We start from the raw sequence: 12,915 nt of genomic DNA on the forward strand, positions 1-12,915 counted from the left end.
TCAGGTCCTTGATTCTGCTCTGCTTTTCCCCATCACGTTAAACGGACGCGGATGGTTCCAGATGAGACCATCCAGTGGCGCGATGAACAGGGGACCCTGAGACAGGTGGAGGTGTCCGGCGTCATCGAACCCAAGCTGGCAGCGATTGACAGGACGAAGACCCCGCCCGCCTTCCTCGCGGTCTACGATCAAGTGGTGGAGTTCGAGTCCGCGAACGCAGTCCCCTACGAACCTGAGCGCACCCGAGTCCTCTTCGCACCCGTTCGAGGACCCATGGCGGATCCCATTTCCTGGCCCCAGTCCTGGGCCACGCCTGTTTCATCTGGCGAGGACGAATATCTGCACGCGGACCTGTCAGGCCTCCGGTTCGACGAGATCTACAACTGGATCCAGACCCGCCACGATCGTGGCCAGGACGTCACCTCTGGTGGCAAGGGCTACTACAACTTCATCCAAGCCCTCTATCCGGGTGACCCCTCCCCGCTGCCTTCGCCTGAACCGGTGTTCCCCGAGGAGTAGAAGCAGTGCCTGCCGGACAACGCGAACAACAGCGCCTGTCGCTCCGGAAGCAACATTCGGCAGAGGCCCTCCCCTCTCCTCCCTCTGGGAGCGCGTTGGTACGGCAGTTGAAATGAGTTCCTGCATCCACGGGTCGCGGCGGTAACGGCGCGTCGTGGCAGGGGGAGCCCCTCGGCGGGCACCTCCTTCACTTCTGTGAATGGAGGCAGGACCATGCAGCGCAACAAATGGCGAGTCTTCTCGCGCACGGGCACCATTGTCGTGACCCTGGGGCTGATGTCCGGCTCCGTGGCGGTCGCGCAGGACAAGCCCACTTCGGAAAAGCCGTCTGACATTCCTCCCAGCCGTGTCATCGAGGGGCGTCCCCTGCACTCGCCTCCGAAGCTGGATGCGGCGGATGCTCGCAAGAGCGTCAATGCCTTCATCACCTGGGCCGGTGAATCCATCGTGGAGGAGCAGGACGACGCGCGCCGGGCGCTAGTGTCCGCCGCGAAGAACCCGGACCTCATCAAGGCCTTCATGGAGGAGATCCTCGCGGCCCAGGAGTCCGGTGACACCAGCCGCGCGCTCGTCGGCCTGGGCCTGCTCGGGGAGATGCGGACCTACGACGGCACGAAGTTCCTCGTGGAGTTCGTCCGCCAGCCCCTGCCCACCAAGGGCACCGTCATCGAAGGCGAGCTCCAGGAAGAGGCCCAGCAGGCGCGCCTGCAGGCCAAGGCCATCGCGGGCGTCGCGTACCTGCGTGACCCGGAGTTCGACCGCGAGGTGGCGTACCAGGCCGGCAACCACCCCTCCGTCATCGTCCGCGCGGAGGCCATCAGCGCCTTCCTGTGGAACCGCGGGGACACGCTGGAGGCTCGCAAGGAGCTGGAGCCGTTCGTCCGCAAGGAGGAGCGCCTGTTCCTGGACCGCGTCCGGCGCGTCAGCGGTGAAGGCGCGGAGGCGTTCAACCGCAAGCTCACCGCCTACCTGAAGGCCCACCCCGAAGTGCAGGCGCCGAACCCCGAGCCGAAGGATCCGCGCCCGCCCGAGGAGAAGCCCAACACCTTCGACGTGACCCCTCCGAAGTTCTGACCTTCCCTCACGACCTGAGGAGCGAGAACGCCCATGAATCTCAAGCAAGGCATTGCCCTGATGTCGTCCGTCCTGGCCTTTGGCCTGGCCACCGAGGCCGGCGCCGTCTGCACCCAGACGGCCGCGAGCAACGCGGACCGGGCCCTGTGGAACACCCACGGCTGCTGGCAGGACTTCTTCCTCTGGCAGTACCAGGCCTACGGCCTGCGCTCCGGTGACTGGAGCAACCGCGGCTGGAATGACGCCTGCAACGTCAACCTGGAGTTCCCCAAGCACTGGAACGCGTCCTACCTGCTGACGTACGGCATGGCGGACAACCTGGCCCAGTCCTTCCACGGCACCTCGGACTACCGGGCGACGGCGGAGGCGCGCAGCAGCAAGTTCCACGACAGCCTGTATCACAGCATCACCGACCGCACGGACGTCTTCGGGACCTTCACCCCCCGGTTCTGGCCGTGGGACACGGACCGCGTGCAGACGGCCTGCCCGCTCTACAACCCCACCGTCAGCAACTCCAACCCGGGCTCCCGCGCGGGTGACTACATGCACGAGGGCTGGCACGCGTACTTCGACAAGTACAACTTCAACAATGGCAACACCGGCGGCCACCGGCCCGGCCCGCAGGGCGCCTGCACCATCAACGGGTGCGACTACTTCTACTTCCACGGCATCGGCGCGTATGCCTTTGGCGCCATGTGGGAGAACAATGGCACCGCCAGCCGGTTCCACTCGCCCAACCAGGTGCAGGTGGAGTTCCTCTGCGACGTGGCGGACCAGTCGCAGTGGTGGATCCCGCTGAGCGTGCGGCAGACTGCCGCCGCGGATGCCAACGGCCGCGCCGCGTCTCGCTTCATCAACGGCCCGGGCTACACCTGCGGCAGCCCGCGTCCCTGGTAGCAGGAGGAACCCCCGATGGCGCATTCGAAGCGTGACGCAGTGAAGCCGTTTCGGATGCGCCTGGGTTCAGGCCTGTTCCTCCTCACCCTGGTCTGCTGCTCGAGCCCACAGAAGACCGGGGTGGAGGAACAGGGCACCTGGGAGCTCTTGCCCACGGGCTCGGGCCCTGGCGCGGGGCTCCAGGTGGCGACGGTGTTCGACGGCCAGGACGTCCTGCTCTGGGGCGGACTGGGCGGCTGCACCGTCAACGGGGTCTGCGGAGACGGGGCCCGGTTCGACGTGGCCTCGCGGACCTGGACGCCCCTGTCGTCCCAGGGGGCTCCCGCCGCGCGCACCCTGCACACGGCGGTGTGGACCGGCCAGCGGATGCTCGTCTGGGGCGGCGTGGGGTGCGGTGAGCGGCCCCAGACGCCTTGCGGCGACGGGGCGGCCTACTCACCGTCCACCGACTCCTGGAGCGCGCTTTCGGCCCAAGGCGCGCCCTCCGCTCGCGGCTGGCACTCGGCGGCATGGACGGGACGGTGGATGCTGGTGTGGGGCGGCGAGGAACCCCAGCAGGCGCGCGTGCTGGGCGATGGGGCCCGGTACGACGTGGAGGCCGGCGCCTGGACGCCCATGTCCGGCGCCGGGGCCCCCGTGGCCCGCCGCTACCACTCCACGGTGTGGACGGGGCAGGCGCTGCTGGTCTGGGGCGGCAGCGGCGGCGCCGCAGTGGACGTCGCCCTGAGCGATGGCGCGGCCTACGACCCCGAGACGGACTCCTGGCGTCCGCTGTCTTCCAAGGGCGCTCCCCAGGCCCGTTGGGCGCACACGGCGGTGTGGACCGGCTCGAAGATGATCGTCTGGGGCGGGCTGGGTTGTGGCAGCGATGGACAGGACTCGCCGCGCTACTGCGAAGGGGGCGCCGCGTATGATCCGGTGCTCGATAGCTGGTCGCCCCTGTCCGACAAGGACGCGCCCTCCCCGCGCACTGGCCATTCCGCGGTGTGGACCGGGACGAAGATGATCGTCTGGGGTGGCGCCTCGTCGAAGTGTGGCTCCGGTGGCGCATGCTCGGATGGCGCGGCCTACGACCCCGCCACGGACACGTGGACCCCGCTTCGCACCCAGGGGGCCCCATCCGCCCGGTCGGGACACTCGGGCGTGTGGACCGGGGATGCCCTCTTCATCTGGGGAGGGATGGGCGGTGGCGGCTCGGAGGTCGCGCTGTCGGATGGCGCCCTGCTGGTGCCGTGACGGCGTGGCTTCCGCTCACACCTTCACGGTCTTCACCAGCGGCAGCTCGCGCACGCGCGTCCCCGTGAGCGCGAAGACGGCGTTGGCCAGGGCCGGGGCCACGGGGGGCACTCCGGGCTCTCCAATGCCTCCCGGGCGGCCGTCGCTGGGGATGATGTCCACGTGGATCTTCCTCGGCGTCTCCGCGATGCGCGCCAGGCGGTAGTCGCGGAAGTTGCTCTCCACCGTGGCGCCGTCCTTCATCGTGATGGCGCCGTAGAGCCCCAGGCTCAGGCCGAACACCACCGCGCCCTCCATCTGCGCCCGGACGCGCTCCATGTTCACGATGGTGCCCGCGTCCGCGACGATCCACGCCTCGTCCACCCGGATGCGCTCGTCCGCGTCCTTCACCACCGACACCACCACCGCCACGTACGTCAGGAAGCTGCGGTGCGCCGCGAGCCCCAGCGCCCTTCCCTGCTGCTTGCGCTCGTCCCAGCGCGCCAGGCCCGTCACCCGCTCAATCACGCGCCTGAGCCGCGCCGTGTCCACCGGGTGCTCTTCAATCGGCTGGCCGTAGTTCGGCACCTTCGCCACGCCCAGGTCCTTCGGCGTCACGATGCGCGAGGGCCCCAGCACCTCCAGCAACGTGTCGCGCGGATCCGTGCCGCGCTCGTGCGCCAGCTCGTCGATGAAGCTCTGCACCGCGAACGCGTGGTAGATGTTCGCCACGGAGCGCAGCCAGCCGATGCGCGTGTGCGCCCGCGCCTCGCAGTTCTCCATCCGGATGTCCGGGATGGCCAGCGGCAGGTCCAGGATGCCCTGCCCCATTTCCCCGTCTCCCGCGAACGTCGCGTCCGCGAACGTGGAGCCGATGGGCGGGAACGCGATGCGCTGGTGCCATGCCACCACCTTGCCGTTCGCGTCCAGGCCCGCCTCCAGCCGCTGCGCGCTCGTGGAGTGGTAGTAGTCGTGGCGCACGTCGTCCTCGCGCGTCCACTGCAGGCGCACCGGCGCGCCCACCGCCTTCGCGACGAGCGCCGCCTCCACCACGTAGTCCGGCTTCGACTTGCGGCCGAACCCGCCGCCCAGGAGCGTCACGTGCACCGTCACCTTCGACGGGTCCAGGCCCAGCGCCTTCGCCACCTCGCTGCGCGCGGCCTGCGGGTTCTGCGTCGTGGCCCACACCTCGCAGGTGCCGTCCTCCACCTTCGCCACCGCCGCGGGCGGCTCCATGGGCGCGTGCGCCAGGTGCGGCGTGTTGTACGTGGCGTGCACCCGCTTCGCCGCCTTCGCCAGCGCGCCTTCCGCGTCGCCGACGTTGCGCACCACCTTGCCCGGCTTGCCAATCGACTCCAGCAGCTGCTCGCGGTACGCGGCCGAGTCGTAGACGGCGTTGTCCCCGCCCTCCCACGTCACGTCCAGCACCGCGCGGCCCTTCATCGCCGCCCAGGTGTTGTCCGCCACCACCGCCACGCCGCCCAGCGGCTGGAACAGGAAGGGCTTCTTCGCCGCGGGCAGCTCCACCACCTGCCGCACGCCCGGCACCGCCAGCGTCTTCGCCGCGTCGTAGCGGACCACCCGGCCCCCCGCCACGGGCGGACGCGCGATGACCGCCGTGCGCATCCCCGGCAGCACCACGTCCGCGCCGAACACCGCCCGGCCCGTCACGATGTCCGGCCCGTCCAGCAGCGGCAGCTCCTTGCCCAGGTTCTTGAGCTCGCTGCGCGGCCGCAGCGTCACGGCCTCCTTCTTCGGGACCTTGAGCTTCGCCGCGTCGCTGGCCAGCTCGCCGAACTTGAGCGTCCGCTGCGTGCCCTTGTGGAACACCGCGTGGTCGCGCGCCTCGCACTCCGTGGGCGCCACCTTCCAGCGCTTCGCCGCCACCGTGACCAGCATCGTGCGCGCCGTCGCGCCCGCGTAGCGCAGGTCGTCGAAGATCTTCCGCACGCTGCTGGAGCCGTCCGTGTTCTGGTCGCCGTAGGCCTCGTCGCCGTCGCCCTGGACCACCTTCACGTGGGCCATGTCCGCGCCCAGCTCGTCCGCGATGAGCACCGGCAGCGAGCTGCGCACGCCCTGCCCCATCTCCGAGCGGTGACAGACGATGGTCACCACGCCGTCCGGCGCCACGTGCACGAAGACGTTGGCCCTCAAGCCCTCCGTGGGCACCGCGGGCAGGGACGTGGGCATGGGCGCGGCGTGCGCCCTGGCGGGGAGGACCACCTCCAGCCCCAGGCCTCCGGCCACGAGGCCCATTCCCGCGAGCACGGAGCGGCGCGACAGACGGATGCGGGTGTCTTGCATGGTGGGGGTCCTCACTCCGTCGGCAGTCCCGCCGCCTTCTTCACGGCGGTGCGGATGCGCGTGTACGTCCCGCAGCGGCAGAGGTTGCCCGCCAGGGATTGATCGATCTCCGCGTCGGTGGGCTTCGGCTTCTTCGCCAGCAGCGCCGCCGCCGTCATGATCTGCCCCGCCTGACAGAAGCCACACTGCGGCACCGCCAGGTCCACCCAGGCCTTCTGCAGCGGGTGCGAGCCGTCCGGCGACAGGCCCTCGATGGTCATCACCTCGCGGCCCTCCGCGCGGCGCACCGGCGTCACGCACGAGCGCACCGCCGCGCCGTCGATGTGCACCACGCACGCGCCGCAGAGCGCCTGACCGCAGCCGTACTTCGTCCCGGTCAACGTCAGCACGTCGCGCAGCGCCCAGAGCAGCGGCATCTCCGGATCCACGTCGAGCACGTGCTCGGTTCCATTCACTCGCAGACGGATGCTCACGGTCGGCTCTCCTCGCGCGGGCACTCCGCGCCGTCCTTCACCCACGCGGCCATCAGGGCCCCAAACCCGGCCTGCGTTCCCGGCGCTGGCACCCGGTCCGCGCCCGGCTTCCAGCCCCAGCCCACCAGCTCGTCATGCGCGGAGTGCTCAATCAGCTCCGCCAGGCTCTTGCCGCCGTTGCGCGACGGGTCCTTCAGCTGCTCGCACAGCGAGCGCGGCGTGCGCCCCTCCCAGAACATCACCTTGGGCGCCAGGTGCCACTTGGGCGCGCCGGGGACCCGCGCCAGCTGCGCGTTGCGGTCCTGGTGACAGGAGGTGCACTCCAGGCCGGGCACGCCCTGGTCCTCGGGGCCCCGGGCCACCGGCGGATCATGGACCTGGCTCATCTCCCCCTGCAGGGGCTGTCACCCACGGGATGGCAGTTGACGCAGCGCGGATGCAGCATCACCCGGCTCGCCTCCAGGAACAGCGCCCGCGAGCGCTCCTTCTTGTCGCCGATGCCCGCGAAGGCCTCCGGCGTCCGGAGCGCCTGCGGATTCTCGGGCGGCGGCACCGCGGTGACATGCATCGCACGGCCTCCACATCCCGCGCCGAACAGGAGCGACAGCGACAACCCCGCCGCCCCCGCGCCCAGCACGGCTCCCAGTGCTTTCGAGCGAAGACTCATCGTGCCCCGTCCATCCCTTCGGCCAGAGGTCGCCCGGCCTCATGCGCGGCGCCACCAGGCCGGACGGGGCATGATGCCCGGGTCCAGCCCCTCGCGAGCGTGTCAAAAAGCCGCATGGCCCGTGAAGGATTTCTTCACAACGGTCCGGCCTGGGAGTGCACGGCGCCGTCACGCGGCGTGGGGGACGGCGGCCTTCGTGAAGGCTTCCGTGCCTGGGTGACACGCGCCGCTGGCGCGATTGACGGAATGTCCTTTCGGGGTCCCCGGGGCTTCGCGCAAGTGCGCGGAATCGCGTGCGCGAGGGGTTGGAACGCCGTGTGTATTGGGAAGCGCGCAAGGAGATAGCCCGCCATGCGCCAGAGCCCCGCGTCGTCCGTGTTCTCCCTCACCCGCCTCTTCGTCGAGCAGTGTGCCCGCTGGAGGCTGCGCGAGGAGGTCATCGCGTTCATCCTCGAGTTCGGCACTCCCGCCCGCGCGTGCGGTGCCACCCACCTCACCGTGCACGAGCGCGACCTGCCCGTGGCCCTTCGCGAGTCGTCACTGGCCCGGCAGGCGCGCGGGTGGATCCTCATCCTCAATGACGAGGACCGGATCCTCACCTGCTACCGCCGCCAGGACGCCTCGCGGTTCCTGCGGCAGAAGTCCAAGCGCCGCCCCGCGGGCGTCACCCGGGGCCGCGACGACTTCCTGCGCGGCCTCCAGTTCGCTCCGGCCTGAATCAGTCCAGCCCCGCCTTGCCCACCGCCCAGTAGGCCTTCACCCTGGGCGTGGCGCGTTCGCCGTCGCCGCGCAGCCGCGAGCGCAGGGCCTGGATGGACTGCGCCCGGCCCGTCATCACCAGCGTCGCGCCGGCTTCTCGCGGAGGCTTCGCGCAGCCGCTCATGGACCTGCGCCAGGTGCGCGTCCCCTGCCGTGCGCTCCACGTCCTGGCCCTCGAAGCCCAGCTCGCGCAGCGCGGGCGCGCAGTCCTCCCGGCGCGTGACCTCGAAGAGCGGCGTGACGTCCCGCTTCGCTCCGGTCCGCAACGCGTGCGCCACCGCGAAGGACGTCTCGTCACCGAAGAGGACCACCGGCGCGTCACCGGCCTCCAGCGTCACCGAGCGCCGGGGCCCGAAGAACTGGACCGTGTCCCCGGCGCGCACGTCGCGGCCCCACTTCGCTCCCGGGCTGTCGCCGTGCAGGTACACCAGGAAGGCCGTGGCGCCGCGCGCTTCGTCCCATGACAGCGGCGTGTACGTGCGCAGGCCCAGCCCTGGCAGGAACACCTGCACCTTGTCGCCAGGGGTCCAGCCCTGCCCCCGCAGCGCCGGCCCTTCACAGTCAATCTGTCGAAAGGCGCGCGACACTTCGCGCACCTGCGTCACCCGGGCGTCGGTGAAGAGGAAGCGGCCCAGCATGCTTCCCAGCATGGCCTTCGCGGATGCCATTGGCACCTCCGTTCAGGCGTTCATACGCCCCCCTTCCGGTGGCGGCTCGTGAAGTTGCGTGAAGTCATCCGCACCTTCCAGGGCAGAACCCCCACGAAAGGAACCGGACATGGCCCCCTGCCGCCTCCGGGTGCGCTGGTTTCGGACCGGCGGCGTGACCGTCTTCGCCATCCTGGCAGCCAGCGGCTGCGCGCTGGGCCCGGCGGACGAATTCGGGCCACAGGTGACGTCGAGCTCGACGCCCCTGGACAACCCCATGTCCCAGTTCCGGGAGGTGCTGGCTCCCTACGGCACCTGGATGGACCTGCCGGACGTCGGCTGGGTCTGGCACCCGGATCCGAACGTCGTCGGCGCGGACTTCGTCCCCTACGCCACCGGTGGCCGGTGGGTGTCCAGCGATTGGGGATGGACCTTCGAGAGTGATTGGGATTGGGGTCAGGCGCCCTTCCACTACGGCCGGTGGTTCATCGAGCCATCGGCGGGCTGGGTGTGGTGGCCCGACAGTGAGTGGGCGCCCGCCTGGGTGGACTGGCGGTGGGGGGATGGCCTCGTTGGCTGGCGGCCCCTCGCGCCACCGGGCCTCAGCACCGGGCTGAGCTGGACCTTCGTGGGTGCGAACGACTTCGTGCGGCCGGACGTGGGCACGCATCGCCTCCCGGGCTCACGGGTCCAGGCGCTGATGCGCCAGACGCAGCCCGTGGGTGAGCACGTGGTGGCCCGTGAGGGGTACTGGAACCGGGGGCCGGAGCCGAAGGAGGTCGCGCGAGTCACCGGCCAGGAGGTTCCGCGCGCGAAGCCGATGACGCCGCCCACGGGCCAGCCTCCGCGTGCGCAGGCCGCGCCCGGAGGAGTCCTGGCCCCCTGAGTCCGCTTCGCCGTAAGCTACTTCACGCAGTGGAGGCTGGGCCCCTTGGGGATGCCGTCCCACTGGCTCACGCTGAGCAACGCGATGGACGAGTTGTTGTGCGTGATGGCCTCCAGGCAGCTCACCGGCCACAGCCGTCCGTCATCCAGGGAGAACGCGGCGGGCGCCCCGCCGCGCCGTAGACGGCCGCTCCCGAGTGCATCGAAGCCCCGTACGGGATGCGGTAGAAGATGTCGGACGAGACGGCAATCGCGTTGCGTGACAGGTCCAGCGCGGGCGCGGCCAGCGCGAACTGGAGCCGCGTCCCACCGCGGACCAGGGTGAGCGGCAGGCCGGCGCTCTGGATGAGATAGCCCTCGTACACGCGCCCCATCGGCACCTGGTCGCACGAGCGCCCCGTCAGCAGGTCCACGCCGCTGCGAGCCAGGTTCCAGGTGTTCACGTCGCCCGTGCCCACCGAGCGAAGGATGTCCACCGGGACCGTGCCGCACGTGGACGACGCGACGGCGTGCTTGTCCGGGCGCGACACGATGGCCGGTCCTTCCGTCCACGTCCCCGCGACGTCGAATTGATCCACCTGCTGGTTCAGCGCGCTGTTGAAGAGGAACACGCGCGTCGCGCTGGCGGTGCTTCCGTCCACCGCGACGGCGAACGTGTCGTTCGTGTCCACGTACTGCCAGTCCACGGAGAACGCGCCAATCAGCGAGTGCCGCGTGTGGTTCGCCGCCGTCCGGGGCGCGAAGCCCGTGGCCGTCAACTCCTCCACGCCTGTCTGGAAGGTGGGGTCCGCCGAGCGCAGCACGAACTGGCCTCCGCCGTTGCCGTCCACCGCGTAGCCCGTGGAGTCCGTGAAGATGAGGTAGAACTTCCCATCCACGTACGTGACGCTCGGCTGCCCCGCGCCGTACTTGTTGGGCACGGTGCGGTAGTCCCGCGCGGGGACGATGATGGGATTGCCGCCGTTGAGGCGCGTCCAGTTGAGGCCGTCCGGGCTGGACGCCACGCCAATCATCGTGGTGCCCGTGCCGTCGCCGTAGCCGCCGTAATACATGTAGTACGTCGCTTCGACGCGGATGACGGACGGATCACAGACGTGGATGCCGTCGAACTGCGCGGCGTTCCCCGTGGGCGCGAACACCGTGTTGTAGCTGTTGGCCGCCGTGGAGCCTCGCGCGTGCCACGGGCCGCTCAAGCTGTCCGCCTCGGCGTAGAGGATGTAGTCGCCCGCGATGCCGCCGCACCACCACATCCGGTAGACGCCGTCCTTCATCACGCTCGGCACGTAGTCATACGAGGTGCGCGAGTACACCGGCGTGTTGCCGCCCCGGTAGTTCGTCACCGTCGCCGCGCCCGCACCGGAGGCCAGCAGGCCTCCGGCCACCGCGAGCCACAAGGTCGTATTCCTGAACATCGGACCGCTCCTTTTCACGAAGAGGAGCTGTCAAGGTATCCAGCTTTTGTAGCTATTGCACGCCTTGCTGGCGCATGCCTACGCGGGCTGGAGGAAGCGTCCGTCCACCAGGTGGTCGATGACTTCGCGGGCGGAGTGCGGATCCAGCCTCGCTTTCGAACCCAGGTGCGTCACGGCGCTGGAGACGGTGGTGGGCTGTTTGAAGGCGTCCAGGGCGGCGAGGAGGATGGCGCCGTCCTCGCCTTGCGTGAGCGTCGGGTCGTTGAACCTGCGCGGGCTGACGGACGGGGCGCAGCTCAGGGTGATGCCGTCCACCGAGCGCAGCACCGTCACCGGCTCCTTCGACAGCTTCACGGGCGCGCGGTGGCTGCCCAGCCAGTCTCCCAGCGTGAAGCGCTCCGCGGCGGACGCGGTGTTCTTGAGCCGCGTGCGCCCGTTGAGGTCGACGCGCTTCCTCGCGTCCCGGTGCTTCCAGGCCAGCGCGTCCACCCGGTCCGAGTTGCGCTGCACCGCCGCCTCCAGCTCCGCGTCCTTGAAGCGGATCATCGGCACGGACACGTCGCCGGGCTCGCGGCGCTCGAAGTAGCCGAGGAACTCCGCGAACGTCTTCGCCTCCGTCACCATGTCGAAGCGCGCGGGGTGCTCCGTGACGAGCGCGCCGGGCTGCGCCTCCAGCCGCTGGTAGCCCACCACGCAGTCCAGGCCGATGACCTGTTCGACCAGCCGGAGCTCCTCCGCGAGCCGGGCCTTGCTCGTGAACGGCAGGCCGCCGATGCCGGAGATCTCGATGTCCACGTTCGGGTGGCGGCGGACGGACTCGATGACCTCCAGCAACTCGCGGTCCTTCGCGCACGGCTTGAGCAGACCCTTGGACATCTGCTCCAGCCGCTGCTGTTCAGAGAAGCAGCCGATGTCGATGACCATGTAGATGCGCTGGAAGGTCGCCGCCAGCGCCGCGACCAGCTCCACGCGCGGCACGCCCCAGAGGAAGTACGTGCAGCAGTGGCGCGAGAGGTCCACGCCCGCCCAGGTGCTCCCCAGGAACTCCGCCGTGCTGCCCGCGAAGTCGTAGCGCATCTGCCACGTGCGGCTGGCGATCTCCTGGTGGTCCCGGCGCACGTTCTCCTCGGAGCGCAGGAACGGCTTCGCGCGCCCGAAGTCCGCCTTCTGGTTGCCGCGGGCCCCGCCGCAATACAGGCAGTTCTCCCCGCAGCCCTTCCCGGGCGCGACCCAGCCGGAGAAGGAGTGCGCGTCCCGCTGGCTGAGGAAGAGCTCGTTGAAGTGCGAGTAGTAGACGTCCTGCGTGTTGGTGGAGCGCTGCACGTACGCCAGCGGAAGCCTGCGGGGACGGCCGTCCGGGTGCCGCGTCACGCAGTTGGGCGGCGCTTCGTCTCCGTTGCAGAGCGCGAGCAGGGGGGCCTCCCCGTCGCCCAGGATGACGTGGTCGATGAAGTCGTAGGCGCTCAGCTCCTTCCACCAGTACGACGCGGAGTTGCCTCCCACGACGATGCGGATGGACGGGTCGATCTTCCGGATGGTCCGCGCGATCAGCAGCGCGCGGTCCACGTGGTGGAACCACTTCAGGCTGATGCCGATGAGCTTCGGGCGCACGCGAGCGATGAGGCGCTCGAAGGAGTCCGTCACCTCGCCTGCGCTCTCATCCCCGTCCCACAGCCGCACGAAGGCCTCAATCCCGCCGCGCCGCAGGTAGCTCGCGAGGTAGAGGATGCCGCACGTGGCTTCGCCCGTTCCGGCACCGACGAGGAGTACTGGCGAGAGGGCACGACCACCGCTCATGAGACGACCACCGGCCTTGGAGAGGAGACAGGAGACGGCGTCAGCGTAGGCGAATCCGGCCAGGACCCGCGTGGATTCGTCGCCTCCCCGCCTCCCGGGCAGCCGGCCTGCTCGCTGGACGGCCCCTCACGAGGGCCGTTCGGTGAGCCACTTCGAGACCGCCGGCTCACGTCCGCGCCCCCCGCTCGCCTCTGGCGTCGCCGGCTTCCGTCCCCGCCTGCGCCGCCGCCGCTTCGAGGCCGCGCCCGGGGGCGGTCCCCCCAGCG

At 70.1% G+C, this 12,915-nt stretch carries 11 protein-coding genes and 1 pseudogene; 6 read left to right on the plus strand and 6 right to left on the minus strand.

The window, feature by feature from the left end:
- Nucleotides 1-273: 273 nt before the first annotated feature.
- The 4 genes from ACLEQD_RS23715 (at nucleotide 274) to ACLEQD_RS23730 (ending at nucleotide 3,726) form a co-directional block, all read left to right on the plus strand.
- A complete protein-coding gene (locus tag ACLEQD_RS23715; RefSeq protein WP_410386967.1) occupies nucleotides 274-519 on the plus strand; it encodes a hypothetical protein in 246 nt (81 codons plus the stop codon).
- A 213-nt stretch (nucleotides 520-732) separates the two neighbouring features.
- Nucleotides 733-1,593, plus strand: a complete 861-nt coding sequence (locus ACLEQD_RS23720) for a hypothetical protein (protein WP_410386969.1) — start codon at nucleotides 733-735, stop codon at nucleotides 1,591-1,593.
- Between the two features lie 33 nt (nucleotides 1,594-1,626).
- On the plus strand, nucleotides 1,627-2,490 hold the full coding sequence (locus ACLEQD_RS23725; RefSeq protein WP_410386971.1) for a hypothetical protein: 864 nt from the start codon (nucleotides 1,627-1,629) through the stop codon (nucleotides 2,488-2,490).
- Nucleotides 2,491-2,544: 54 nt separating this feature from the next.
- Nucleotides 2,545-3,726, plus strand: coding sequence for a Kelch repeat-containing protein (locus ACLEQD_RS23730; protein ID WP_410386973.1), 1,182 nt, complete (start codon nucleotides 2,545-2,547; stop codon nucleotides 3,724-3,726).
- 15 nt (nucleotides 3,727-3,741) lie between these two features.
- Here ACLEQD_RS23730 and ACLEQD_RS23735 read toward each other — a convergent pair whose 3' ends face one another.
- From ACLEQD_RS23735 to ACLEQD_RS23745, 3 genes and pseudogenes are all read right to left on the minus strand, one after another.
- Complete coding sequence (locus tag ACLEQD_RS23735; RefSeq protein WP_410386975.1) at nucleotides 3,742-6,009, minus strand: molybdopterin cofactor-binding domain-containing protein; 2,268 nt, start codon at nucleotides 6,007-6,009, stop codon at nucleotides 3,742-3,744.
- 11 nt (nucleotides 6,010-6,020) lie between these two features.
- Entirely contained in the window at nucleotides 6,021-6,482 is a 462-nt protein-coding gene (locus ACLEQD_RS23740) for a (2Fe-2S)-binding protein (protein ID WP_120523719.1), read from the minus strand.
- Nucleotides 6,479-7,149 (minus strand): annotated as a pseudogene (locus ACLEQD_RS23745) (Isoquinoline 1-oxidoreductase subunit). The gene ACLEQD_RS23740 and the pseudogene ACLEQD_RS23745 overlap by 4 nt, the downstream one beginning before the upstream one ends.
- A 351-nt stretch (nucleotides 7,150-7,500) precedes the next feature.
- Here ACLEQD_RS23745 and ACLEQD_RS23750 point away from each other — a divergent pair.
- Nucleotides 7,501-7,866, plus strand: coding sequence for a hypothetical protein (locus ACLEQD_RS23750; protein ID WP_410386976.1), 366 nt, complete (start codon nucleotides 7,501-7,503; stop codon nucleotides 7,864-7,866).
- On the opposite strand, the gene ACLEQD_RS23755 is transcribed toward ACLEQD_RS23750, so the two are convergent.
- Nucleotides 7,752-8,576: a siderophore-interacting protein gene (locus tag ACLEQD_RS23755; RefSeq protein WP_410386978.1), complete on the minus strand. Its 825-nt coding sequence runs from the start codon at nucleotides 8,574-8,576 to the stop codon at nucleotides 7,752-7,754. The genes ACLEQD_RS23750 and ACLEQD_RS23755 overlap by 115 nt on opposite strands.
- A 109-nt stretch (nucleotides 8,577-8,685) precedes the next feature.
- Between ACLEQD_RS23755 and ACLEQD_RS23760 the strand changes: the two genes are divergently transcribed.
- A complete protein-coding gene (locus ACLEQD_RS23760) occupies nucleotides 8,686-9,441 on the plus strand; it encodes a DUF6600 domain-containing protein (protein ID WP_410386980.1) in 756 nt (251 codons plus the stop codon).
- 121 nt (nucleotides 9,442-9,562) lie between these two features.
- Here the strand turns inward: ACLEQD_RS23760 and ACLEQD_RS23765 are convergent, their stop codons facing one another.
- Complete coding sequence (locus ACLEQD_RS23765) at nucleotides 9,563-10,852, minus strand: hypothetical protein (RefSeq protein ID WP_410386982.1); 1,290 nt, start codon at nucleotides 10,850-10,852, stop codon at nucleotides 9,563-9,565.
- 78 nt (nucleotides 10,853-10,930) lie between these two features.
- Nucleotides 10,931-12,649: a B12-binding domain-containing radical SAM protein gene (locus ACLEQD_RS23770; protein ID WP_410386984.1), complete on the minus strand. Its 1,719-nt coding sequence runs from the start codon at nucleotides 12,647-12,649 to the stop codon at nucleotides 10,931-10,933.
- Between the last annotated feature and the right edge of the window lie 266 nt (nucleotides 12,650-12,915).

The sequence above is a fragment of the Corallococcus sp. 4LFB genome, assembly GCF_046520365.1.
Lineage (GTDB): Bacteria > Myxococcota > Myxococcia > Myxococcales > Myxococcaceae > Corallococcus > Corallococcus caeni.